Origin of the sequence: Streptomyces sp. NPDC029041 (assembly GCF_040637515.1) — a bacterium.
In the GTDB taxonomy this organism is placed as follows: Bacteria; Actinomycetota; Actinomycetes; order Streptomycetales; family Streptomycetaceae; genus Streptomyces.
Map to the genome: position 1 here is coordinate 1 of NZ_JBEZWO010000012.1, position 25201 is coordinate 25201.

16 protein-coding genes, 1 tRNA gene and 1 riboswitch are annotated in these 25201 nt (G+C 72.9%); of the genes, 8 read left to right on the forward strand and 9 right to left on the reverse strand.

Translation table 11 applies throughout. The features are described from left to right. Positions 1–496: 496 nt before the first annotated feature. The gene (locus tag AB0F04_RS28445; protein ID WP_362046282.1) at positions 497–1045 is read right to left on the reverse strand and encodes a MarR family transcriptional regulator; all 549 of its coding nucleotides are present in this window, start codon (positions 1043–1045) and stop codon (positions 497–499) included. A gap of 122 nt (positions 1046–1167) precedes the next feature. Here AB0F04_RS28445 and AB0F04_RS28450 point away from each other — a divergent pair, with 122 nt between their 5' ends. Then, entirely contained in the window at positions 1168–2433 is a 1266-nt protein-coding gene (locus tag AB0F04_RS28450; protein ID WP_362046751.1) for an MFS transporter, read from the forward strand. A gap of 25 nt (positions 2434–2458) precedes the next feature. Here the strand turns inward: AB0F04_RS28450 and AB0F04_RS28455 are convergent, their stop codons facing one another. Together AB0F04_RS28455 and AB0F04_RS28460 are read right to left on the reverse strand one after the other, a co-directional pair. After that, positions 2459–4126, reverse strand: coding sequence for a SpoIIE family protein phosphatase (locus AB0F04_RS28455; protein WP_362046285.1), 1668 nt, complete (start codon positions 4124–4126; stop codon positions 2459–2461). A gap of 174 nt (positions 4127–4300) precedes the next feature. After that, positions 4301–5680 carry an NAD(P)/FAD-dependent oxidoreductase gene (locus tag AB0F04_RS28460; protein ID WP_362046288.1) on the reverse strand — a complete coding sequence of 460 codons (1380 nt, stop codon included), beginning with the start codon at positions 5678–5680 and terminating at the stop codon, positions 4301–4303. Between the two features lie 373 nt (positions 5681–6053). Between AB0F04_RS28460 and AB0F04_RS28465 the strand changes: the two genes are divergently transcribed. Both AB0F04_RS28465 and AB0F04_RS28470 read left to right on the forward strand, forming a co-directional pair. Then, complete coding sequence (locus AB0F04_RS28465; RefSeq protein WP_362046291.1) at positions 6054–6821, forward strand: helix-turn-helix domain-containing protein; 768 nt, start codon at positions 6054–6056, stop codon at positions 6819–6821. A gap of 187 nt (positions 6822–7008) precedes the next feature. Continuing rightward, the gene (locus AB0F04_RS28470) at positions 7009–9000 is read left to right on the forward strand and encodes a sigma-70 family RNA polymerase sigma factor (RefSeq protein WP_362046294.1); all 1992 of its coding nucleotides are present in this window, start codon (positions 7009–7011) and stop codon (positions 8998–9000) included. A gap of 12 nt (positions 9001–9012) precedes the next feature. Here AB0F04_RS28470 and AB0F04_RS28475 read toward each other — a convergent pair whose 3' ends face one another. Both AB0F04_RS28475 and AB0F04_RS28480 read right to left on the reverse strand, forming a co-directional pair. Continuing rightward, the gene (locus AB0F04_RS28475; protein WP_362046297.1) at positions 9013–12303 is read right to left on the reverse strand and encodes a BTAD domain-containing putative transcriptional regulator; all 3291 of its coding nucleotides are present in this window, start codon (positions 12301–12303) and stop codon (positions 9013–9015) included. A 380-nt stretch (positions 12304–12683) separates the two neighbouring features. Next, positions 12684–14801 carry an asparagine synthase-related protein gene (locus AB0F04_RS28480; protein WP_362046300.1) on the reverse strand — a complete coding sequence of 706 codons (2118 nt, stop codon included), beginning with the start codon at positions 14799–14801 and terminating at the stop codon, positions 12684–12686. A 60-nt stretch (positions 14802–14861) separates the two neighbouring features. On the opposite strand from AB0F04_RS28480, the gene AB0F04_RS28485 reads away from it, so the two are divergent. From AB0F04_RS28485 to AB0F04_RS28505, 5 genes are all read left to right on the forward strand, one after another. Next, entirely contained in the window at positions 14862–15143 is a 282-nt protein-coding gene (locus AB0F04_RS28485) for a hypothetical protein (RefSeq protein WP_362046303.1), read from the forward strand. A gap of 520 nt (positions 15144–15663) precedes the next feature. Further along, positions 15664–17088 (forward strand): MFS transporter, encoded by a 1425-nt coding sequence (locus AB0F04_RS28490; protein ID WP_362046305.1) that lies wholly within the window; start codon positions 15664–15666, stop codon positions 17086–17088. A gap of 142 nt (positions 17089–17230) precedes the next feature. Beyond that, positions 17231–18433: an L-2-hydroxyglutarate oxidase gene (lhgO, locus tag AB0F04_RS28495; protein WP_362046308.1), complete on the forward strand. Its 1203-nt coding sequence runs from the start codon at positions 17231–17233 to the stop codon at positions 18431–18433. Positions 18434–18752: 319 nt separating this feature from the next. Continuing rightward, positions 18753–19610 (forward strand): tRNA (guanosine(46)-N7)-methyltransferase TrmB, encoded by an 858-nt coding sequence (gene trmB, locus AB0F04_RS28500; protein WP_362046311.1) that lies wholly within the window; start codon positions 18753–18755, stop codon positions 19608–19610. A gap of 59 nt (positions 19611–19669) precedes the next feature. Further along, positions 19670–21016 carry a PrsW family intramembrane metalloprotease gene (locus AB0F04_RS28505; RefSeq protein WP_362046314.1) on the forward strand — a complete coding sequence of 449 codons (1347 nt, stop codon included), beginning with the start codon at positions 19670–19672 and terminating at the stop codon, positions 21014–21016. Between the two features lie 289 nt (positions 21017–21305). On the opposite strand, the gene AB0F04_RS28510 is transcribed toward AB0F04_RS28505, so the two are convergent. The 4 genes from AB0F04_RS28510 to AB0F04_RS28525 form a co-directional block, all read right to left on the reverse strand. After that, positions 21306–22250 carry an aldo/keto reductase gene (locus AB0F04_RS28510; RefSeq protein ID WP_362046317.1) on the reverse strand — a complete coding sequence of 315 codons (945 nt, stop codon included), beginning with the start codon at positions 22248–22250 and terminating at the stop codon, positions 21306–21308. A gap of 141 nt (positions 22251–22391) precedes the next feature. Further along, complete coding sequence (locus AB0F04_RS28515; RefSeq protein WP_362046320.1) at positions 22392–23432, reverse strand: M23 family metallopeptidase; 1041 nt, start codon at positions 23430–23432, stop codon at positions 22392–22394. A gap of 11 nt (positions 23433–23443) precedes the next feature. Further along, positions 23444–23600: riboswitch (cyclic di-AMP (ydaO/yuaA leader) on the reverse strand. Between the two features lie 286 nt (positions 23601–23886). Beyond that, a tRNA-Met gene (locus tag AB0F04_RS28520) sits at positions 23887–23960 on the reverse strand. Positions 23961–24026: 66 nt separating this feature from the next. Further along, positions 24027–25157: a dihydrofolate reductase family protein gene (locus AB0F04_RS28525; protein WP_362046322.1), complete on the reverse strand. Its 1131-nt coding sequence runs from the start codon at positions 25155–25157 to the stop codon at positions 24027–24029. Between the last annotated feature and the right edge of the window lie 44 nt (positions 25158–25201).

Consider the following 25201-nt stretch of genomic DNA (forward strand, 5'->3'; position numbering starts at 1 on the left):
TTCTCAAGGAACGGTCGCTTCCTTTGTACTCACCCTCTCGGGCTTTCCTCCGGGCGCTTCCCTTCGGTCTTGCGTTTCCGACTCTATCAGATCTTGCCGATCCGATTTCCTCGGTGCTTTCCAGGTTCTCGCTTTCGCGTTTCCCTTTCCGGCGGTTCCGACTCTATCAGATCCTTTCGGGCCTGATCCCCGGTCAGCGGGGTTTGTCTTCGCGGCCGTTGGGCCGTTCCGACGTTCCCAACCTTAGCGCGCCCTCTCGGCGATTCCCAAATCGAAGCCGTTCGGAGTCGATCAGGTCGTCGAGTCCCAATTCGAATTGAATTCGGGCGCGCCGAAATCAACCCCGTCGGGAGTGTCGATCTGGTGGTTGGGATGCCGCTGCTGCGGCGGAAGCGCTGCCGAAGAACCGTTACGGCTCCGTGGCAACCCGAAGAACTCTACGGATCCGCAGGGGGAGTGTCAAGCGGCCCCTGTCAAGATCTTTTCGGCCCCGGCGTCAGTCCAGGTCGGTGAGGCGTCCGCCGGCGTCCGGCTGTGCGTGCTCGACCCGGCGCAGCAGGCGCGTGAGCACTTCGCCCAGCGCCGTGCGCTCGTCCGGTGACAGGTCCTGGAGCAGGTCCTCCTCGAAGACCGTCGCCAGGCGCATTGCCTCCAGCCACTTCTCTCGCCCCTCGGATGTCAGCTCCACGATGACGCGTACACGGTTCGACTCGTCTCGCTCACGGGTCACCAGAGATTCGGCGACCATGCGGTCGATCCGGTGGGTCATCGCGGCCGGGGTGAGGCCGAGGCGCTTGGCGAGGTCGCTGGGGCCCAGGCGGTAGGGCGCTCCGGAGAGGACGAGGGCCTTGAGGACCTCCCACTCCGTGTTGCTGATGCCGAGCGTCGAGGTCTGACGGCTGTAGGCGACGTTCATCCGGCGGTTCAGACGGGAGAGGGCCGAGACGATCTGCTCGACCTGGGGGTCGAGGTCCTGGAACTCGCGCTGGTACGCGGCGATCTGCTCTTCGAGGGTCGGCTCGCTGGGGCCGGGGGTGTCGCCCATGTGCGCAGTATCGCACGGCCGTTCTTTGCCTTGAAGTCCTTGGATCTGTACTCTTTAGCTTCGAACTTTAGTTTCGAAGTCTTCACTCCTAACTTGTGAGAGAGGTGAACGTGACCAGGGCGATGGGCGCAGCGATGCGCCGGATTCACGTGGGTAACGCACTCAGCGCGTTCGGGCTCGGCTTCACGGTCCCGTACCTGTACGTCTATGTGGCGCAGGTGCGAGGTCTCGGGGCCATGACGGCGGGTCTCGTACTGGCCGTCTTCGCTGTGGCCGCGCTGGTCGTGCTGCCGTTCGCCGGGCGGGCCATCGTCCGGCGCGGCCCGCTGCCGGTGCTGCTCGTCGCCCTGGTCACCGCCGCTCTGGGGGCGCTCAGTCTGGGGATCGCGAGCAGTGCGGCCGCCGTGCTGGTCTCGGCCTCCCTGCTGGGGGCCGGGCAGGCCGTGATGCAGCCGGCGCTCGCCACGATGATCGTCGACTGCTCCTCGGCGGAGACGCGGTCACGTGCCTTCGCCATGCAGTTCTTCCTGCAGAACCTCGGGCTCGGGGTCGGTGGCCTCATCGGCGGTCACCTCGTCGACACCACGAGCGCGGCCTCCTTCACGCTGCTCTTCGCGATCGAGGCCGCGATGTTCCTGCTGCTGGTCGTGGTGATGACGACGGTGCGGATGCCGCACGCGCCACGGATCGGGGACACGCCCCCGGCCGCCGGGCGGAGCAGCTGGAAGCAGCTGCTGGGCAACCGGGCCATGGTGCAGCTGTGTGTGCTGGGCTTCGTGCTGTTCTTCGCCTGCTACGGGCAGTTCGAGTCGGGGCTGAGCGCTTACGGGGTCGAGGCGGCCGGTATTTCGACGTCCGCGCTCGGGACCGCGCTCGCCGCCAACACGCTGATGATCGTCGTCGCTCAGTTCGCCGTGCTGCGGTTCGTGGAGCGGCGCCGGCGGTCGCGGGTGATCGCCGCTGTGGGACTGATCTGGGCCGTGGCCTGGGTCGTCGCCGGGTACGCCGGGCTCGGGCACGGCAGCCAGGAGATGGCGACGGCGGCGTTCGTCTCGACGTACGCGCTGTTCGGGCTGGGGGAGGCGATGCTGTCTCCGACCGTGGCCCCGCTGGTCGCGGATCTCGCGCCGGAGGGGATGGCCGGGCAGTACAACTCCGCTTTCGCCCTGGTCAAGCAGCTGGCGCTGGCCGTCGGGCCGGCGGTCGGGGGGCCGCTCGGGGCCTCGCTGCACGCGCCGTACATCGTGGCGTTCCTGGTGTTCTCGCTGGGGATCACCGTCCTGGCCGTGCGACTCGGGCGGCAGCTGACCGAGGTGCAGGATCAGCCGTGGCTCGGGAAGAGCCGGGTCGTGGCGCGGGGTGGGGCGGCCGTCTCCGCGGACGTCTGATCCCCTCCCCTGATCGCCGTCCCCTCTATGTGACCTGCGTGCGCGGCAGGGCGAACTCGCACCAGACCGCCTTGCCGCCGCCGGGTGTGCGGCGGCAGCCCCAGTTCGACGCGATCGTGGCGACGATGGCGATGCCGCGGCCCGATTCGTCGCCCGGTTCCGCGCGACGGCGTCTGGGGAGGTGGTCGTCGCCGTCGGTGACCTCGATGATCAGTCGTCTGTCCGTGCGGCGCAGGCGCAGCCGCATCGGCGGGGTGCCGTGCTGGAGGGAGTTGGCGACGAGTTCGCTGGTGGCCAGGACGCCCAGGTCGTGCAGGTCGGCGGGGAAGCGCCAGCTGGTCAGGACGCCGGAGGCGAAGGCTCGCGCGCGGGGGGCCGCTTCCACGCCGCCCAGCAGTTCCAGGGCGGCGTTGCGGAAGAGCTCGCCGTCCGCTCCCGTGCGGGCAGGGTGCTGGAGGACCAGGACGGCCACGTCGTCGTCGTGGTCGGGTGTCACTCCCGCGGAGCGGACCAGGCGGTCGCAGACGACCTGGGGTGTGCCGGTGGCGCCGGCCAGCGCGCGTTCCAGCGCGGCGATGCCCTCGTCCAGGTCCGCGTCGCGCCGCTCGACCAGGCCGTCCGTGTAGAGGACGGCCGTGGAGCCGGGGGCGAGGGGGATCGAGCCCGAGGTGTGCATCCAGCCGCCGGTGCCGAGCGGGGGGCCGGTGGGTTCCTCGGCGCGCAGGACCGTGCCGTTCTCGTCGCGGACGAGGATCGGGAGGTGCCCCGCCGAGGAGTAGATCAGTTTGCCCTCGTTCGGGTCGTGGATGGCGTACGCGCACGTGGCGATCTGGTTGGCGTCGATCTCGGCAGCCAGACCGTCCAGCAGCTGGAGGACCTCGTGCGGGGGGAGGTCGAGGCGGGCGTAGGCGCGGACCGCCGTGCGCAGCTGGCCCATGACGGCGGCCGCGCGGACGCCTCTGCCCATGACGTCGCCGATGACGAGGGCCGTGCGGCCGCCGCCCAGGGTGATGACGTCGTACCAGTCGCCGCCGACCGCGGCTTCCGTGCCACCCGGGTGATAGGTGGCGGCGATGCGCAGGTCGTCCGGCTGTTCGAGTTCCTGCGGGAGCAGTGAGCGCTGGAGGGTGACCGCCGTTTCGCGCTGGCGGCGTTCACTGGCGCGCAGGCGCTCCGCGGCTTCGGCGTGGTCGGTGACGTCGGTGGCGAAGACGAGGACGCCGCGGCCCTCGCTGCCGCCCTTGCCGTCGCCCTGGGCGACCGGGGTGCACGTGAAGCTGTAGGAGCGGCCGTCGGGGGCCTTGCGGGACTTGACCGTGCGCGGTTTGCCGCTGCGCTGGACCTGGTCCAGGAGGGGGAACAGACCGAGGGCGTCCAGCTCGGGAAGGGCCTCGCGGGCGCGTTCGCCCAGGGGGCGGACGCCGAAGGCGGTCGTGTAGGCGTCGTTGACGTAGGCGATGCGGTGCTCGGGGCCGTGGACCAGGGCGACGAGGGACGGGGCGCGGTCGAGGACCTCACGCACCCGCAGTTCGTCGACGGCGGGAACGGACGGCGCCTCGTCGGTCAGTTGTTCGGCGCGGGCGGCGGGCACGGAGCCTTCCCCCCGCCGGTCCGGGGAGGCCGTCTGCTCGGTCCGCGCTGCGGCGCGGCGCTGCGTTCCGGGGAGCCGGGCGCTCCAGCGCGTGAAGTTCACGAATCCTTGCCTCGTGTAGTGGTCGGCGGCCGGCACCGGAACCGGCCGGGGCCCCGGAGGGCCCGCACCGGGGCGAGAGGTGGCGTGCCCGCGGTGGTGGACCAGTCTGGCAGGGCGCGGACCGGACCAACATCCGTCAGACGCCGGGCCGGCCGCAGGAGTTCCTGGATCCGGTCAGGACGACCCCTTCGGGTTGTGCCCGGGGTCTTGAGAAGGCTTTCCACCGGCCGCGAGTTCGAACTCCGCCCGGGGGTGTTCGAGTGAACCCAGGGACACGATCTCCCGTTTGAACAGACCGGCCAGGGTCCATTCGGCCAGCACGCGCGCCTTGCGGTTGAAGGTGGGCACGCGGCTGAGGTGGTAGGCGCGGTGCATGAACCAGGCGGGGTAGCCCTTGAGCTTGCGTCCGTAGACGTGGGCGACGCCCTTGTGCAGGCCCAGTGAGGCGACCGAACCGGCGTAGGCGTGTGCGTACGTCTCCAGTGGTTCGCCGCGCAGGGAGTGCACGATGTTGTCGGCGAGGACCTTGGCCTGGCGGACCGCGTGCTGGGCGTTGGGGGCGCACTCACGGCCCGGTTCTTCAGCGGTGACGTCGGGGACGGCGGCGGCGTCTCCCGCGGCCCACGCGTGCGTGGAGCCGTCGACGGACAGTTCCGGCGTGCACTTCAGGCGTCCGCGGCCGTTGCGGGGCAGGTCGGAGGCGGCGAGCACCGGGTGGGGTTTCACGCCGGCCGTCCAGACGACCGTCCGGGTCGGGAAGCGGGCACCGTCGCTGAGGACGGCGATCCGGTCGGCGCAGGACTCGAGACGGGTGTGGAGGCGGACGTCGATGTTGCGGCGGCGCAGCTCGGTGACGGTGTAGCGGCCCATCTCCTCGCCGACCTCGGGCAGGATGCGGTCCGAGGCCTCGACGAGGATCCACTTCATGTCCTCGGGCTGGACGTTGTGGTAGTAGCGCGCGGCGTAGCGGGCCATGTCCTCCAGTTCACCGAGTGCCTCCACGCCCGCGAAGCCGCCGCCGACGAAGACGAAGGTGAGGGCCGCGTCGCGGATCGCGGGGTCGCGGGTGGAGGAGGCGATGTCCATCTGCTCGATGACGTGGTTGCGCAGGCCGATGGCTTCCTCGACGGTCTTGAAGCCGATGCCGTGGTCGGCGAGGCCGGGGATCGGCAGGGTGCGCGAGACGGAGCCGGGGGCGAGGACGAGCTCGTCGTAGGGCAGTCGCTGTCCGCCCGTGCCCTCCTCCTCGGTGGCGAGGGTGGAGACGGTGGCGGTGCGTTTCACGTGGTCGACGGCGGTGGCCTCGCCGATCAGCACCCGGCACCGGTCGAGGACGCGGCGCAGCGGTACGACCACGTGGCGGGGCGAGATGGCGCCCGCGGCGGCCTCGGGGAGGAACGGCTGATAGGTCATGTACGGGTCGGGGGTGACGACGGTGATCTCCACCTCGCCCCGGTCCAGCTCCCGTTTCAGTCTGCGCTGCAGGCGCAGGGCCGTGTACATCCCGACGTAGCCGCCACCGACAACGAGAATGCGCGCACGTTCCTTCACCATCCCATGACGCACCTGTCGCTTGCGTTTGTCCACAGCCTCGACGAATTGTGTGACCGGAGCGGGAGAGCGCGCGGAGTTGGCCGGATTAGCCACCTGCGGCGCATTCGCGCAGGTCAGGACGGGTGGTGCAGGGGGCGCACGGGGGTACATTCGGGACGTATACGGCCCGTACTCCGATCGGTGGGCGCTCCGTGCGGAACGTGCCCCTTCTGAATTGACTCCCTCTCAACTATGTTCGTGTGTCGACGGGGTGTAGGGGGATGCGCTCACCGGGGTCCGCGACGGGCGGGCCGCGGAACGGGCCGGTTCCCGCGTCCCGGCATCGTATGGCGGGGAGTCTCCGGGGGGAGACGTCATTACCGGGGGAATACTCATGCATGTTCAGGACTCTCATTGGTCGCCCGCGTCCGCAGTGGCGGCGGGCGGTATGACGATGAGCGCGGCGGCGGGCAGCGGACGCGACGTGTCGCGGACGACGCCGCTGCGTGTGGACGCACAGCGCAATCTGGAGCACGTACTGCGGGCGGCGCGCGAGGTCTTCGGCGAGCTGGGCTACGGCGCGCCGATGGAGGACGTGGCGCGGCGCGCGCGGGTCGGTGTGGGCACGGTGTACCGGCGGTTCCCGAGCAAGGACGTCCTGGTGCGGCGGATAGCCGAGGAGGAGACCTCCCGGCTGACCGACCAGGCGCGTGCGGCGCTCGGGCAGGAGGACGAGCCGTGGTCGGCGCTGTCGCGCTTCCTGCGGACGTCGGTGGCCTCAGGCGCGGGGCGGCTGCTGCCGCCGCAGGTGCTGCGGGTCTCCGTCGAGGACGGTGCCGGTGGCCCGCGGGTGCCGCAGCAGCGGACCCAGCCGGGCACGACGGAGCTGCGACTGGTGCCGGACCAGCCCGTCGCGGTCGCTTCGGTACCGGCGGTGGCGGCCGAGGGCGACGCCGGGACGACGGCGCTGCTCGAGGTCGTGGGCCGGCTCGTGGACCGGGCGCGTGCGGCCGGTGAGCTACGGGCGGACGTGTCGGTGTCGGACGTGCTGCTGGTGATCGCCACGGCCGCGCCCTCGCTGCCGGACGCCGCTCAGCAGGCGGCCGCGTCGGCCCGGCTGCTGGACATCCTGCTGGAGGGCCTGCGCTCGCGACCGGCGTGAGCCACACCGACCCGGGCCGGACGGGCCCGGGTCGGTGTGGCCCCGAACGAGTGACGACCAGTACTGCCGGGCGGTGAATCCCCACGGATGAGTGATGGTCCGAACTTCGGGCTTCCGACCATAAGCCCATATGGCACGCTGACCCGGTGGTCTGGACGGGTTGGGCGGCTGCCGGGGGCTTTCCGCGATGAGCAGTGACGGTCGGGACGAGCCGAGCGGCAGCGGGCACGGCGACGCCACGGCCGGCGGTCCGGTCCCGCCGAAGGTGCCGCATCAGGGCGGACGCGCGAGCGTGCCGCCCGCCGGGCACCCGGCCGACGGCTCGGTCCCGGCCCAGCGCGACCGGCGCGAGGACGGCGCCCTGCCGCCACGCGAGGTGCCGCCGTCCGACTCCGGCCTCATCGACCGGACGCGCGCGGGCGACGACACGGCGTACGAGGAGCTGTACCGGCGCCATGCGCAGGCCGTGCGCCGCTACGCCCGCACGTGCTGCCGCGACGCGCACACCGCGGAGGACCTGACCGCCGAGGTCTTCGCCCGCATGCTCCAGGCGGTACGCGGCGGCGCGGGTCCCACCCACGCCGTGCGCGCCTACCTGCTCACCTCCGTCCGGCGCGTCGCCGCCTCCTGGACGAGGTCGGCACGGCGCGAGCAGCTCGTCGACGACTTCGCGGTGTTCGCCGCTCAGTCCGCGCACGGGCCCGACGTGTCCGGCGACGACACGCTCGAACTGGGCGCGGACGTCCGGGCGATGCACACGGCCGAGCAGTCCATGGCCATGCGGGCCTTCCGGTCGCTGCCGGAGCGCTGGCAGGCCGTGCTGTGGCACACCGAGGTCGAAGACGAGTCCCCCAGCGAGGTCGCCACGCTGTTCGGACTGGACGCCAACGGCACCCGCGTACTCGCAAGCCGGGCCCGCGAGGGGCTCAAGCAGGCCTACCTCCAGGCCCACGTCAGCGCCACGCTCACCGGCGACGAGGAGTGCGCACGCTACGCGGACCAGCTCGGCACCTACGCCCGCGGCCGGTTGCGCACCCGCGCCGAACGGGGGCTGCGCAAGCACCTGGACGCATGCGCGAAGTGCCGGCTGGCGGCGCTGCAGATCGAGGAAGTGGCCGGCGGCATCCCGGCGGTCGTGCCGGTCGCCGTCATCGGCTGGTTCGGGGCCGCCGGTTACGCGAAGGCCGCAGCGCTCATCGCCGGGGGCGCCGGAGCCGCCGGTGCGGCGGGAGCGGCGACGGGCGGTCCGGCCGGAGGGGCAGCCGGAGCGGGGGGCGGTCCGGTCGGCGGCGGGGGTGGTGCGGCGGTCTCCGAGGGGGTCGGCGCGCCGCTGAAGGCCGGTATCGCGGCCGGTGTGGTCGCCGTGGGTGTGGTGACTGCGGTGGTGATGGCACTGGCCGGCAACGAGCAACCGAAGGAAGAGGCCAAGGCCGGCCCCTCGTCCGCTCCGCCGTCGACGGTGGTGCGCCCCGGTGAGCCCATGCCCACGTCCTCCCCCACCCCCTCCCCCTCGTCCTCCTCCTCACAGCCCGGACCGGAGCCGCGGCCGCCGGGGGTCACGCCCGCCCGCGTCGAGACGCCCACGCCGGCGCCGCGCCCCAGGACCAGCCCGAGTCCGGACCCGGAAGCGACCCCCGCACCGCCCCGGACACCCGCTCCACCGACCGCGCCCCCGAAGCCGACTCCGCCCCCTGCCCCCACACCGACGCCCACTCCGCCGCAGCCCCCGCCACCCCCGCCCGCCCCGGTCGTCCACCGGTGGAGCGAACTGTCGTACGACATCAGCGGCGACGGCACGAAACCCGAGATGCGGATCGGTTCGAGCAGCTGGGTGTGGCAGCGGTCCGGTCTGTCGGTGGGCGGCCGGCGCTACGCCCATGGCGTCACCGTGCACGGCCGCTCGTCCGTGACCATCGACCTCAACCGCTCCTGCTCGTCGTACGACGCGCTCGTGGGAGTGGACGACATGACGTTGCGGCTCGGCACGGTGCGCTTCTCCGTCTACGCCGACGGGGTCCGGCTGTGGCGGTCTCCGCTGCTCTCGGGCGGTGATCCGGCCGTGCCCGTGCAGGTGAACCTCACGGGCCGCAGCACGGTCCGGCTGGTGGTGGAACCGCGCAGCGCCCTCGGCCATCTGCTGCCGGTGGACTGGGCGGAGTCCAGGTTCACCTGCGGCTGACGGGAGGACGACTCACGCCACCGGGTCGGGGGCATGCGTGCGGCACGCCTCCTCCAGCTCGCGCACGACGTCGTCCGAGGTGAGGACCGTGCCCCGGGCCCACTCCTCCTCCCACCGGGCGCTCCCCAGAGCCGCACGCGCGGCGGCCTCGGCGCCTTCGGCCGGTGCGCGCTCCGGAAGGGAGCGCGGGCGGCCCGACCGCCAGTGGCCGCCGGCACCGAGCAACCGGGCCGCACGGGGGAAGTCACCGAGATCGGCCAGCAGTTTCGCCGCGCCGTCCACGACCGTGGCCCGGACCACCTCCGAGCACCGCTTGTCCACGGCTTCGCGCAAGGCGGCGGTGACCTTGGCCAGGGCGGACCGCGGACCGGACTCCTGCCCGGTGATCACGGCGTCGAGCAGGAGCAGCATCACCATGAAGTGGGGTGGCGGGGTGCCGGGGGCGGTGTTGTCGCGGGCCTCCTCGCACCACGCGCGCGCCCGGCCGGTGTGCCCGTCCTCGAGGGCCATCTGGGTGCGCATCAGCAGGACGTACGCCTTGGAGTCCCGCACGCCGTACCGTTCGGCGGCGTCGGTGGCCTCGTCCAGCAAGGCCAGTGCGGACACCCGGTCGCCCGCACGGTAGGCGATCTCGGCGAGCCGGGCGATGAGGAACGGCGACTCGGCGTAGGCGCCCACCTCGTAGGCGAGCCGCAGCGCCTCTTCGTACTCCGCTTTGGCCTCCTCGAAACGGCCGCGCACCATGGCGGCCTCGCCCGCCGCGCTGCACACCTGGGCGTGCAGCCAGCGGTCGCCCGCGCGGCGGCTGAGGATCCGCAGTTCCGCCAGGTCGTCGTCGACGCCCTCCAGGCCGCCGGGCCCGTCGACGACCGTGTGGGCGCGGAACATCAGCGCGACGGAGATCTCCCAGTCACCGCCGTAGGCACGGCAGTTGGCGACGGCGGCGTCCAGGACCGTCCGGACGTCGCTCGGATCGCCCAGGAAGGAGGAGAGGATCGGGCAGATCAGCCCCGGGATACGGGCCGCGTGCGGGCCGCCGCCCCTGTAGTGGGTCCACACCCACTCCATGTAGGGCAGCCGCTCGGCGGCGAACGTCTCCGTGGGCGCGACTTCGGTCAGGAAGAACAGATGCAGCAGGCGCACGTCCATCCGCAGGGCGTGCAGCGGGTGCCCCGTCTCCCCGTCCGACGCGGTGAGGAGGTGGTAGACCTGGCCGGGCTCCGGCTCGCCGCCGGACGGCACGCGGCCCGCCCCGTCCAGGGCCGCACCGAGGCGCAGCGTCCGCTCGAGCCACTCCATGCCCTCGTGCCGGTAGTTGCGCAGCCACCAGAACCATCCCATGGCCAGGGCGAGGGCGGCTGCCTCCGCCTCGTCCGCGGCGGCGAGGGCCCGGTCGAGGGCCGCGCGGATGTTGTCCAGCTCGGTCTCCAGGCGGGTGATCCAGGGCAGCTGCGCGCCGGAGCGCAGCTGCGGATCGGCCCGCTCGGCGAGCGCCCGCGCCCAGGCGCGGTGCCGGAGCTCGGTGGCGGTGCGCAGCCGCGGGGTGTCCGCGGCGCGCTCGACGGCGTACTCGTGGATGGTCTCCAGCATGCGGTACCGCATGCCGGAGAAGCCGTCGTCCGCGCCGGGCGCCGCCACGACGAGGGACTTGTCGACGAGGGCCCCGACCAGCTCGGCCGCGGGCCCGGAGCACACGGCCTCGGCCGCCGCGAGGTCCCAGCCCCCCGCGAACACGGACACCTCGCGCAGCATCGTCCGCTCGGCGTCGTCGAGCAGGTCCCACGACCAGTCGACGACGGCACGCAGGGTCTGCTGACGGGGCAGGACCGTACGGCTCCCGGAGGTGAGGAGGCGGAAGCGATCGTCGAGGCGGTCGGCGATCTGCCGGGGCGTGAGCAGCCGGAGCCGGGCCGCCGCCAGTTCGATGGCGAGCGGCAGCCCGTCCAGCCGCCGGCAGATCTCCGCCACCGCCTGCTCGTCGCGGAGCACGACCTGCGCGTCGGGACGGACGGCGGTGGCACGCTCCGCGAACAGCCGGCGGGCGTGGTCGGGGCGCAGGGGCTCGACGGGACGCACCAGCTCGCCCGGGACACCCAGGGGTTCCCTGCTGGTGGCCAGGATCGTGAGCCCCGGGCAGCGCGTCAGCAGGGTCTCGGCGAGGTGGGCGGCGGCGCCGATGACATGTTCGCAGTTGTCGAGGATCAGCAGGAGGCTGCGCGGCGCGCAGAACTCCACGAGCAGCCCGACGGGATCGTCCTGCACGGCGGTGAGCTCGCTGGTCAGCAGCATGGTCTCGCGCAGACCGAGCGCACTGACCACCGCTCCGGGCACCGCCTCCGGCCGGTCGAGCGGGGCGAGCTCGGCCAGCCATGCCTGCGGGAGCCCGGCGGCGGCCTCCTCGGCGAGGCGGGTCTTGCCGGAGCCGCCCGGTCCGGTGAGGGTGACGAGCCGGGCCCTGTGCAGGTCGGAACGGATGGCGTCGATCTCCGGTTCCCGGCCCACGAAAGAGGTCAGACGCGGGCGGATGGACCCGGGCCGGTTGCGCTCGCGCTCCGGCGGCGCGGGCGGGCGTTTCCCGTCCGTCGGGGCGGAGCCGAGCAGGCCGGCGTGGAGGGCGCGCAGCCGGGGCCCGGGGTCGGTACCGAGGCCTTCGGCCAGGGCACGGCGGGCGGTCTCGTACGCGGCGAGGGCGTCGGCGTCCCGGCCGGTGTCGCGCAGGGCACGGATGAGGAGGGCGTGCAGCGGCTCGTCGTAGGGGTGTGCGGCGGTCAGTTCCCGCAGTTCGGGTACGACGTCCAGTGCGCGGCCGAGCCGTAGCCGGGCCTCCGCCCTGGCCCGGGTCGCCTCAAGGCGCCTGGCCTCCGGGCGGGTGGCGGCAGAGCGGTCGGGGAGGTCGGCGAGGGCAGGACCGTGCCAGAGGGCGAGGGCGGCGTCGAGGTGCCGTTCCGCGAGGGCGGGGTCGTCGCCGGTGAGGGCGTCGGTGCCCTGCTGGACCAGCCGTTCGAAGACGAAGAGGTCGATGTCCTCCTCGCCGGCCGCGAGTCGGTAGCCGCCCGTCTCGGAGGTGACGGCGTCCTTGCCGAGGGCTCTGCGGAGACGGCCGATGAGGGCCTGGAGGGCGGCGGGGGCGTCCTGGGGCGGCTCCTGCGCCCAGACCTCGTCGATCAGCGTCCGGGGAGTGACGACGCGGGAGGGGCGCAGGGCGAGGGCGGTGAGCAGGGTGCGGAGGCGGGGGCCGCCGATGGGTACGACCGAGCCGTACTCGTCCTCTGCCGTGGCGACGCCCAGGATTCTGTACCGCACGGGGTCATTGTCGCCGGGGTGGAGGCGCGGGGCGGGGGGTTTTCGGGGCGGGGCGTTACTCGGGGGGCCGGGTGGGTCCGCAGCCCGGCGGGGCGGGGTGCCTCCCCCAAGCTCTCGGCTTCGCTCGAGCAGGGGGGACCCCCACGCCCACCCGTGCCGCCCCCAGCGGCACGCATGCCCGCAGCTGGGCCAGAGCGCACCGGCACCCGCGTACGGCGAGAAGGGGCCGTGTGGGGGGTGTCCGCCCGCAGCGGTTGTCGCGTCAACGCCAGTCAGTCGGTATGGGGGCCCATCGCGACGTTCCGAGGACGGACACCCCCCGGCGCGGCCCCGACCCACCACCCCGCGACAGGCGAAGCCCCCGCAGCCGCACAGGGGCACTACCCCCGCCGCCCCCCACCGGCCCCCGCCCCCAACGCCCCCCGCTGCGGGGCGATCCCCGCCGGTACGGCCCGCTGGCGCGCCGGTGTGCCCGTCCAGCAGGTGCCGCGGCGGGCGAGGAGGCGGCGGAGCCAGAGCTCCAGGGAGACCAGGTCCGCGAGGCCGTCCAGAGGCAGGGGCTCGCCCGCCGCCGCGCCACGCAGCGCCTTGCGGACCACGCGGGCCTCCACCAGGCCCGCCTCCGCCAGCAGCGGGGTGTCGAACAGGGCGACCAGGGTGTCCGCCGCCACGCGCAGCCCCGTGCGCTCCGCGGCCGCCGCCGTCGCCTGGGTCGGAGCGCCCCAGCCGGGCGGCAGTTCGCGCACGCCGGCCCCTTCCAGAACCGTACGCAGGATCGCCGCCCGCGCCCCCGGCCGCACCCGCAGCGCCTCGGGCAGGGCCCGGGCCGCGCGCACGACCTGGTTGTCGAGGAACGGCGCGTGCAGCCGCTGGAAGCGGACCTCCGCCGCCTGCTCCAGCACCCGCAGGTCCGCCGCATGCCGCGCCAGCGCCGCCCGCGCGCGGAAGTCTCCCGGCCGCTGTCCCGGCCCGACCAGCTCCGACCGGTGGGTGGACGCCTGAAGACGAACCGATACTTCAGCGAGCGCCTCACCGGTCAGCCAGCGCGCCGCCGGCCCGGGTCTGCCCCAGGTCAGCGCGGCGAGCGACGCGTCCAGCGCACCGCCGGGCGCGTCGAGGCCGTCGTCGGAGCGAGGGTCCAGCAGGCGTTCGGCGAGGGCCTCGAGCCCCGACCGGTAGGGCATACGGGACAACCGCCGCGCCGCCGCGTACACGCGCGCGGGCACCAGCACCGACCCGTCGGCCTTGGCGAGCGCGGCGACCGGCCGCACGAGGTGGCGCCGGCGGCGGTCCATCAACAGGTCGGCCAGACGCGCGGGATGGGCGTCCAGGACCTGGCGCGCCCCGTAGCCCGTGAAGTGGTCCGCGCTGCCGGCCGCCAGCCGTGCCCGATGCCGCGCCGCCGACACCAGGCACGGCCCGGGTTCGTCCGTGAGGGGCCCGTCCAGATCGGCGTACGGAAGGGTCCCCTCGTCGCCCGCCACGACGACGTGGTGCAGCCGCGGGTTGGCGGCCAGCGCGCCCGCCCGCTCCAGTTCCGCCTCCCGGCCTCCGACGGCCAGGTCGTTGAACGTGACGGCGAGCAGCCGCTCCCCCGCACCCGTGCCGTGCCCCAGCACGGTGCCCGGCATCCCGGGCAGGCCCGCGGCGAGCAGCGCCAGTGCACCGGAGGCCGGCCCGCCGGACAGGTCCGCGCCGATTCCCGGCACCGGCATCCCGCGCGCGGCACGCCGCTCGGCGGGCCCCATGCCGGGCACGGGGCCGGGGTCGATGTCGGCGCCGGGGACGTGCCGCGGCGCGGACAGCCGCGTCCGTACGGCTTCGACGAGCGCGTCGCGCACCGCGTCGACCGCGCTGTCGGGATCGGCCGGGGGCGCCGCCACGGCCAGCGAGGCGACCGGCTCGTACCCGGCGATCTCGCGCGCCCCGGCGCGCAGGATGAGGGCGTGCCCGGGCGGAATGCGCTTCACGCCGTCGTACGGCGTGGAGTCGTGCAGCGCGGCGGGCACGTCAGGAGCAGCCAGCAGCGCGGCGAGATGCCCGAAGTCGAGGTTGGCCTCGATGAGATCGGCCAACGGCAGCGCGGCGGTCGCGTACGCGGTACCGCCGGCCCAGGGCGTGTGGAACACCGGACGCGCGCCCGCGAGATCACCGCAGACCGTGATCCGCCTGCCGACCTGGACGATCGCGGTATAGCTGCCCGGCCAGGCGGTCAGGTGCCGAAGTGCGCCGCCGCGCGCGGCGAACAGCGCGACGCGCAACTGTTCGTCGGTGGCGCCGCAGATGCCGAGGACGGCGATCCTGGTCCGTTCGTCGGCCTTCACGACCCGCACCTCGTCGGGGCGCCAGTCACCGACCGCCCACAGCGGATCGGGGTCACCCCACAGGAGTTGGGACCCCACCGGGTGCAGCGTCTCCCCCTCGGTGCCGGTGGCCCCCGCCGAACCGGCAGCGACGGCTCCCGCGGCGGTGCTGCTCCATCCCACCAACCACCGCATCGCCGCCTCCACAGGCTGTGGACAACCAGTGCACCGTACGAACCGGTTCACCATGCTGCCATGAAGGAAGCGTTCCAGAGGGTGCCGACGCCGCTTGCGCTCCGCCGAATGCGCCCCGGCGGAGCCACCCGCACGGTCGCGGACACCCCGAACACCCGCGCGCCACAAGAAGATCCGGGCGGAAAGCCGGACGAAGAACACGACCGGCGAAAGCGCCACCCCCACAAGCCGGAAGCGGCGCACGCACAAGCCGAACAAGGCACCGGAAGAAGCGCGGCGAATCGAAGAAGCGGCGCAGAAACGGCGAAGAATCAAGGCACGTCAGCGACATGTCTGCAGTAGTACTGCGACGCGAATGCGCCCCCGAAACGCGCCCCCATCACGCCCGACGCGCCCTCAAGTGCCGTGGTCGGAGCCTTGAAACCCCACGACCGGCGGGGTCGATTTTCGGCCAAATCACCGCCACGGAAGCAGCCTCGAACACTCTCCGTACAGGCGTGGCCCCCCGCCCCCCGGTCGCGCAGTCCGGGAGACGGAGCACGCCTCCCGGACCGTTCCGCCGCCCGCGGGGATGTAGGCGGCGGTGTCCCCCAGCCCACTGGATCCAGTACAGCGGGCCGACCCACGCAACGACCATGGAACCGCTCCCGCGATGGCCGGAGAAGAGCGCACGGGCGGGCGCACGGCCACACAGCGGGAGCACGTCGCAACAGCCCGTATCTGAACCGTACTTCAGTACGGACCACATTCCCGCCAACCGGAACAATGCCCCTTAACGCTTGGGATGCGGCGAACTACGCTGGGTTTACGAATGCCGCGTGGTTATGCCAGTGCGGCAGCCGTCTGTGTCGAGGGGTGGCGCATGTCCAGGGAGCAACGCGGGCCGAACGAAAAACTCGGCACCGTTCTCGCCCTCGCGGGTATCTCCAACGCGGGCCTCGCGCGGCGCGTCAACGATCTTGGCGCCCAGCGCGGTCTGACGCTTCGCTATGACAAGACGTCGGTGGCGCGTTGGGTGTCGAAGGGCATGGTGCCGCAGGGCGCCGCCCCGCACCTCATCGCCGCCGCCATCGGCCAGAAGCTCGGCCGACCGGTGCCGCTGCACGAGATCGGCCTGGCGGACGCGGACCCCGCACCCGAAGTCGGCCTCGCCTTCCCGCGGGACGTCGGACAGGCGGTGCGATCCGCGACCGACCTGTACCGCCTCGACCTCGCCGGCCGCCGGGCCGGCTCCGGCGGCATCTGGCAGTCGCTGGCGGGATCGTTCGCGGTGAGCGCATACGCAACGCCCGCCTCACGATGGCTGATAACCCCGGCCGACAGTTCGGTCGCGCGCGACGTGGGCCCCGGTGAGGGCTCCGGCGCACCGCTCAAAGTCGGCCACAGCGATGTGCAGAAGCTGCGCGAGGCCGCCGAGGACGCCCGGCGCTGGGACTCCAAGTACGGCGGCGGCGACTGGCGTTCGTCGATGGTCCCCGAATGCTTAAGGGTGGAGGCGGCCCCCCTGCTGCTCGGCTCGTACTCCGACGAGGTCGGCCGGGCCCTCTTCGGCGCCTCCGCCGAACTCACCCGCCTGGCGGGCTGGATGGCCTTCGACACGGGCCAGCAGGAAGCCGCCCAGCGCTACTACATCCAGGCCCTGCGCCTGGCCCGGGCGGCGGCTGACGTGCCCCTCGGGGGCTACGTGCTGGCCACCATGTCCCTCCAGGCCACCTACCGCGGCTTCGGCGACGAGGGCGTGGACCTCGCCCAGGCCGCCCTGGAGCGCAACCGCGGACTGGCCACCGCCCGCACCATGAGCTTCTTCCGCCTCGTCGAGGCACGCGCGCACGCCCGCGCGAACGACGCCCAGGCGGCCGGCGGCGCCCTGAAGGCGGCCGAGAGCTGGCTGGAGCGGGCCCGCCCCGGCGACAACGACCCGAGCTGGCTCGGCTTCTACTCCTACGACCGTTTCGCCGCCGACGCGGCCGAGTGCTACCGCGATCTCAAGGCCCCCCGCCAGGTCCGCCGCTTCACCGAGCAGGCCCTGTCGAAGCCCACGGAGGAGTTCGTCCGCTCGCACGGCCTGCGCCTGGTCGTCTCCGCGGTCGCCGAACTGGAGTCGGGCAACCTCGACGCGGCCTGCGAGCAGGGAGTGCGGGCGGTGGAGGTCGCCGGGCGGATCTCCTCGGCCCGTACCACCGAGTACGTGAAGGACCTCCTGCACCGGCTGGAGCCGTACGGCGACGAGCCGCGGGTGGTGGAGCTCCGTGAGCGTGCACGACCACTGCTGGTGGCTCCCGCCTGAGCGCCTTCCGGGTTGCTGTGATCTTGTGCCCGCGCGTCGGTCGTGGCTGATCGCGCAGTTCCCCGCGCCCCTTCAGGACGGCGGCCCTCCCGGCGTTTGAAGGCACTGTCAGTGGCGCAGTGCACTATCGAGGCGGGAGGTGATGTGCGTGCGGACGGCGTACGACTGTGACGTGCTGGTGATCGGCGGCGGCATCGTCGGTCTGTCGACGGCGTACGCGATCACCCGCGCCGCACCGGGCACACGTGTCACCGTCCTGGAGAAGGAGCCGGGCCCGGCCCGCCACCAGACCGGCCGCAACAGCGGCGTCATCCACAGCGGCATCTACTACCGCCCCGGCTCCCTCAAGGCCCGCTACGCGGTGCGGGGCGCGGCGGAGATGGTGAAGTTCTGCGCCGAGTACGGCATCCCCCACGCGGTCACCGGCAAGCTGATCGTCGCCACCGACCGCTCGGAGCTGCCCCGCCTGCACGCGCTCGTGCAGCGCGGCCGGAACAACGGGATCCCGGTGCGGGAGCTGGGCCCGTCCCAGATCGAGGAGCACGAGCCCGAGGTGCGCGGGCTCGCCGCGATACACGTCGGCACGACCGGCATCTGCGACTTCGTCGCGGTCGCCCGCCAGCTGGCCCACGGCTCGGGCGCGGAGATCCGCTACGGCACCCGGGTGGTGCGCGTCGACCGGCGCCCCGAGCGGGGAGTCGCCGTGCTCACGGCCGCGGGGGACGTCGTACGGGGGCGGGTCCTGGTGAACTGCGCGGGGCTGCAGTGCGACGAGATCGCCCGGCTCACCGGAGACGATCCGGACGTCCGGATCGTGCCGTTCCGGGGCGAGTACTACGAGCTGGCCCGGCCCGAGCTGGTGCGTGGCCTGGTCTACCCCGTGCCCGATCCGGCGTTCCCGTTCCTCGGGGTGCATCTCACCCGGGGCATCGACGGAGGTGTCCACGTCGGGCCGAACGCGGTCCCGGCCCTGGCCCGCGAGGGATACGGCTGGGGCACGGTGAGCCTGCGCGAACTGAGCTCGACCCTGACATGGCCCGGCTCCTGGCAGATCGCCCGCCGGCACTGGCGGTACGGCGCGGGCGAGCTGCGGCGATCCCTGTCCAAGAGGGCGTTCACCCAGGCGGTGGGCAGGCTGCTGCCCGGCGTGTCCGAGGACGACCTGGTCCCGACGGCGGCGGGCGTACGCGCACAGGCGGTCCTCCGCGACGGAACTTTGGCCGACGACTTCCTGATCCGCGAGGGGCCTCGCGCGGTGCACGTCCTGAACGCACCGTCTCCCGCGGCCACGGCGTCCCTGCCGATCGGCAGGGAGGTGGCACGGAGGGCATTGGGCGCGCTGTGAGTATCGCGGGTGCTCGGGGTTGCGGCTAAGGCCGGGTGGGTGCGCACCTCGGCGCCACGAGGTGCCGCTGCGCCCACCCGTGCCGCCCCCAGCGGCACGCATGCCCGCAGTTGGGGCGGAGGCCCCCACGCGCCCGCACCCGCCGTCGGACGCAAGGGGCCGTGTCGGGGGTGTCCGCCCGCAGCGGTTGTCGCGTCGACGCACAGTCAGTCGGCACGCAAGCCCATCGCGACGTTCCGAGGACGGACACCCCCCGGCGCGGCCCCGACCCACACCCCGCGACAGGCGAAGCCCCCGCAGCCGTAAAATCAGAGGCACTGTGTCTGACTCCGCGAACACCCCCGAAGCCCCGAACCCGCACCCAGACCCGGACCCGCACCCGCACACCCCCGGCGTCTCCGTCCGCCGCACCCGGGCCAAGGGAGAGCCGCGTTTCCCCGACGGGCCGAAGGCCGACCCCGCCGGTTCGCACTTCGAGCGGCGGATCCGGAGTTTCCAGCCCCGGCGCAGCCGTGTCACCGCCGGTCAGGCGGACGCACTGCAGCGCCTGTGGCCCAAGTGGGGCCTCGACATCGACGGCAGCCGGACCCTCGACCTGCCCGACCTGTTCGGCAACGACAACCCCGTCGTCCTGGAGATCGGCTTCGGCATGGGCGAGGCCACCGCCCGGATGGCCGCCGCCGACCCCGCCACGAACATCCTCGCCGTCGACGTCCACACCCCCGGCCAGGGCAACCTGCTCAACCTCGCCGACCACAACGGCCTGTCCAACATCCGCGTCGGGAACGGCGACGCGATCATCCTCCTGCGCGAGATGCTCGCCCCCGACTCCCTCGGCGGCCTCCGCGTCTACTTCCCCGACCCCTGGCCCAAGAAGCGGCACCACAAGCGCCGGATCATCCAGCCGGACTTCCTCACCCTCGCGGCCACCCGGCTCCGGCCCGGCGCGCTCGTCCACTGCGCCACCGACTGGGAGCCGTACGCCGAGCAGATGCTCGACGTCCTCACGGCGCACCCCGACTTCGAGAACACACAGGCGGACGGTGGTTTCGCGCCGCGCCCCGACTTCCGTCCGCTGACCCGTTTCGAGGGCCAGGGACTGGACAAGGGACATGTCGTGAACGACCTCCTCTTCCGCCGCGTACAGCACGTGGACCAGCCCCCCGCCGGCGCCTGACCACCCCTGGCACCTTTCCCGCCTGCGGACGGCGCCCATCCGTCGTTAGGGTCAATTCCGTGGCCACCAGCCCCCCGCATCCGTCGTACCCGAGCGGTCCCACCGACGGCGTCCCCTTCGCCGGCCCAGGCACGGCCGGCTCCCTGCGGCACGCCCACTGGTGGCAGCGCGCCTGGGTGCGCTACGGCGCGCTGAGCACGCTGCTCGCGATATCCGGCCTGGTCATCCTCGCCCTGGTCCGCGAGGAGACCGGCACGGAGGGGTTTCTGGTCGGGCTGGGGCTGGCCGTCCTGCCGGTGCCCCTGCTGATCGCCGCGTTCCGATGGCTGGACCGGGTCGAACCCGGTCCCTGGCGGAACCTGGTGTTCTGCTTCGCCTGGGGTGCCTGCGCTGCGGCGCTGATAGCGATCGTCGCCAACAGCTTCGCGACGAGATGGATAGCGACGGCGACGGCGGACCCGTCCAGCGCGGACACCCTCGGCGCGACCGTGATAGCGCCGGTGGTCGAGGAGTCGGCCAAGGCGGCGGCCGTCCTCCTGGTCTTCCTCTTCCGGCGCCGCGACTTCACCGGCATCGTCGACGGCGTCGTCATAGCCGGTGTGACCGCCACCGGCTTCGCCTTCACGGAGAACATCCTCTACCTGGGTACCGCCTTCGGCACCGACCAGCTCACCGGCGGCACCGGCATCGCCTCCGTCACGGCGGCGACCTTCTTCGTGCGGATCATCATGTCGCCGTTCGCGCATCCGCTGTTCACGGTCCTCACCGGCATCGGCTTCGGCATCTCCGCGCTCTCGACGGCCCGCCGGCCCGTCCGCCGGATCGTCTTCCCGCTGTCCGGACTGCTGCTCGCCATGGGCATGCACGCGATGTGGAACGGCTCCTCGGCGTTCGGCGAGTACGGGTTCCTCGCCGTGTACGCGGCGTTCATGGTGCCCATCTTCGGGCTGCTGACCTGGCTGGTGATCTGGACCCGGCAGCGGGAGCTGAAAACCGTACGGGCGGAGCTGCCCGCCTACGCCGTGGCCGGCTGGCTGACCCCGGCCGAGCCGTACGCGCTCGGCTCGATGCGGGCCCGGCGGATCGCCCGCCAGTACGCCCGTCGCCACCTGGGCAGGGCGGCGGCCCGGGACGTGGCCCGGTACGAGGCGTACGCGACGTCCCTGGCGTTCCTGCGGCACCGGGCCCGACGGGGCAACGCCCGGGCGGACTTCGCCGAGCGGGAGCGGGAACTGCTCGGCGAACTGTGGCGGCGCCGGGAGGTGTCCCGCCCCGCACTGGACCATGCGGCGCGGATCACCGCCCCACCGGTCCCGGTGGTGGCCCCGCCCTGGCCGGTGTACGGGGTGTACGGGTACGGCCACCAGCCGACGGCGTACCCCGCGTACAACCCGTACCGCACCTGAGGCCCGCTCAGGCCGAGGCCCGCGAGAGCCACTCCGCCCGGGCCCGGAGTCCGCTCAAGCCGAGACCCCAGCGAGCCCCCGCCTCAGCACTCACGGCCCACTCAGGCCGAGGCCCGCGAGAGCCACTCCGCCCGGGCTCGGAGTCCGCTCGAGCCGAGACCCCGGCGAGCCCCCGCCTCAGCGCTCACGGCCCGCTCAGGCCGAGGCCCGCGAGAGCCACTCCGCCCGGGCCCGGAGTCCGCTCGAGCCGAGACCCCGGCGAGCCCCCGCCTCAGCACTCACGGCCCACTCAGGCCGAGGCCCGCGAGAGCCGCTCGGCCTCGGCGTCCGACAGCGTCAGCTCCCCCACGCCGATCAGGGCGGGCAGCTGCTCCACCGTCCGTGCGGAGGCGATCGGCGCCGCCACCGTCGGCTGGGCGGCGAGCCAGGCGAGGGCCACGGTGGCGACGGGGACGTCGTGGACCGCGGCGATCTCGTCGAGGGCGTCGAGAACCCGCCGCCCCCGCTCGGTCTCCAGATGCTTGGCGGCACCGCCCGCCCGGGCGCTCTCGACCGTCGTGCCGGGCCGGTACTTGCCCGTGAGGAAGCCGGACGCGAGCGCGAAGTAGGGGACGGCGGCCAGGCCGGTCCGCTCGGCGAGATCCTGCAGCTCTCCCTCGTAGGTGTCGCGGGAGACCAGGTTGTAGTGCGGCTGGAGGGCCACGTACCGGGCGAGCCCCTCGCGGTCGGAGAACTCCAGGGACGCCCGCAGCCGCTCGGCCGAGATGTTGGAGGCGGCGATGTGCCGCACCTTCCCGGCCTTCACGAGGCGGTCGAGCGCGCCGATGATCTCCTCGACGGGCACGTCGGGCTGGTCGAAGTGCGTGTAGTAGAGGTCGATGTAGTCGGTGCCGAGGCGTCGCAGGGAGGCGTTCGCGGCAGCCTCGATGGTGTCGGCGGACAGGCCGCGGAAGTCGGGGTGCTGGCTGACCTTCGTGGCGACGACGACATCCGCACGGTTGCCGCGGGACTTCAGCCACGTGCCGAGCACCGTCTCGGACTCACCGCCCGTGTTGCCCTCCACCCAGGCCGAGTAGGAGTCGGCCGTGTCGACGAAGTTGCCGCCGGCGGCGGTGTAGGCGTCGAGTACGGCGAAGGACTGGTCCTCGTCGGCGGTCCAGCCGAAGACGTTGCCGCCGAGGGCGAGCGGGAAGACCTCGAGGTCGGAGGAGCCGAGCTTGCGCAGAGACGTCATGCCGGGTGTCAACGACCGAACTGGAAGGCTGTATTCCGCAAGGGACGCAGAAATCCCGTGAACACCGCACCGGACAACCGGCGGCCCTGACGTCGGGGGGTCGTCGTCAGGGCCGCCGGTTCTTCAACGTGTGCGTACCGCTTACGGGTTCAGTCCCTTGCCGCGCAGCCACGCCATCGGGTCGATGCCGCTCGCGGATCCGCCGGAGTGGACTTCGAGGTGCAGGTGCGCCCCGGTGACGTTGCCGGTGGCGCCCACGCGGCCGATGACGTCGCCGGTGCTGACCTTCTGGCCGACGCTGACGCCGATGGAGGACTGGTGCGCGTACCAGATCTCGGTGCCGTCATCGAGGGTGAGGACGGTCTTGTAGCCGTAGGAGCCGTTCCAGCCCGCCTCGGTGATGGTGCCGCTGTGCACGGCCTTGATCGGCGTGCCCGTCGGAGCGGCGAAGTCGAGCCCGGTGTGGTAGCCGGAGGACCAGTAGGCGCCGGCCTGGCCGAAGCTGGAGGTGATGGTGTACGAGGAGGTCGGCAGCGTGAACTGCTTGGCGAGGGCGGCCAGGCGCTCGGCCTCGGCCTTCTTCTCGGCCTCCTCCTCCGCCTTCTTCTTGGCTTCGGCGGCCTTGGCCTTGGCTTCCTTCTCCGCCTTGGCCGCGGCGTCCGCCGCTGCCTTCTCGGCGGCGGCCGCGGCGTCCTGCGCGGCCTTGGTCTCGATCTGCTCCTGCTGGTGCTCGACCTGCGCCATGATCCGGGCACGCAGCGCGTCACCGGCGCCGGCGCGGGCGCCGGAGGTGCCCTTCGCGGTCTCCGCGGTGGCCGTGCCGAGGCTGCTGAGCGGGGTGGCGGAACCTTCGGGGGTGTCGTCGTCCGAGATGAGGGAACCCACCGAGGGCAGGTCCGGCACGGAGATGGACACCGGGGGCTTGCCGGTCTGGGCGCTGGCCATGCCACCGGCACCCACGGCGGCTATGACGCCGACGCCCAGGACGGTGGAGCTGCGGGCGAGGCCTCCGCCGCGCTGCTTGGTGACGCGATGCCGGCCGCGGACGGGACGGATGGACTCCTCGGTGGGGTTCCACTCCTGGAACGGGCCCTCGTCGGTGCGCTGACCGCCGTAGCCGAAGGTGTCGATGTCGCGCTTCGGCGCGTACGGGGCCGTGGGGGCAGGCCGGTTGGACGCCACGTGGGCGTACTCCTTTCCTTCCTTCTCGCCTACCGGGTTAGCTGACGGGTTCGGAGCAGGAAGGTCTCCTACGCGCGTATACCGGCCGTGCTCGCACGGTGGTGTACGCCCGATTCACCCCAAGTGGTGGTTCCCCGGTTCCCTTTCGGGATTCGGCGCGTGCGCACGGAGCCGCCTTCTGTGACGGCTGGGACGACCGCGCTGCGTTATCGAACGTTAATGGAGGCGCGGGGGGTATTCCAGCGATTCCACTTGATCATTAACCTTTTCGCGCGGACTTACCTGTCACGACCGGCTTAAATCGGGCGAGTTGACCGCCTCGTAAGTGACTGACGAGTTTTGACGGTGCGTCAGTTGTTATGCGGAACGGGGTGGTTCGCTCACCGAACGTGATGACGTAGGGGGAAAGCACCGAGGGCCGGAATCCTCTTGGATTCCGGCCCTCGGCCTTCAGTAGCGGGGACAGGATTTGAACCTGCGACCTCTGGGTTATGAGCCCAGCGAGCTACCGAGCTGCTCCACCCCGCGTCGTTGTGTCACCAGTGTACGCCATCCGCGGGACTGCTCGCACACACCCGCCGGTCCGGGGCGTGGTCAGCGCAGCAGATGGCGGTTCGGGGCCTTGGCCCGCTCCTCGTGCTCCGGGAGGACGAGGACCTCCGCCCCCTGATCCGCCAGCAGGCCACTGCCGTCCGCGTCCCTCACGAAGGTGTCCGGCTCCCGCCAGGCCGTGACGACCCGTCGGACGCCCGCGTCGAGGATCAGCCGGGCGCAGGGTGCGGGGCGGGAGGCGCGGCGGGCGCACGGCTCCAGGCTGCTGTACACCGTGGCGCCGGGCAGGCGGGGGTCGGCCGGGTCGATCTTCGCGAGGGCCGCCTCCTCCGCGTGCACCACCGGGTCGCCGCCCTCGCGGGAGTGGCCGCGGGCCAGTTCCGTGCCGTCGGCGGCGACCACGACCGCACCCACGCTGAACGCCGTGTCCGACGGCGGACAGCGCTCTGCCAGTTCGCAGGCGCGGGCCAGCCAGTGGTGGTCGGCGGCGGCGGGCAGGGAGCCGGTGCCCGGGGCGGTCGGCTCGTAGCGCATCAGGACCACGTCCTCGATCCGCCGCGACTCCAGCAGCCGGAGCCGGCCGCCCTGGTAGCCGCCGGGGCCGAAGAGCCGGGGCGCCCGGGGATCGCCCACGAAGAGCGGGGCGAGGACCAGCTGGAGTTCGTCGGCGAGGCCCTGGGTGAGGAGCTGGGTGTGGATCAGGCCGCCGCCCTCGACCATGAGCCGCTCCACGCCCCGGACGTCGTGCAGGTGCGTCAGCAGCCGCCGCCAGTCGAGGTCGGAGCCGAGCGGGACGACGTCGGTGGCCAGGCCCAGGGCACGGGCGCGTTCGGCCCCCCGGTCGGTCGTGTAGAGGACCTTGTCGCCTCCGGTGTGCCAGAAGCGGGCGTCCGGGTCGAGGTCGCCGGAGCCGCTCACGGTGACCTTGAGGGGGTACTCGGGCTTGCCCGCGGCCGTGCGGGCGGACCGGCGCTGCTCCGAGTTCACCAGCAGGCGGGGATTGTCGGCCCGGATGGTGCCGGCGCCGACCAGGATCGCGTCGACGGAGGCCCGCACCTCGTCGACCCGGTCGAAGTCGGCCGGGCCGGACAGGAGCAGGCGGTCGGGTCCGGTGTCGTCCAGGTAGCCGTCGAGGGAGACGGCGGCGGACAGCAGGACGTACGGGTGAGGCATCGGTGCTCCGCGGCTGGTCGGGACGGCGGGACTGAGCAGGGCTT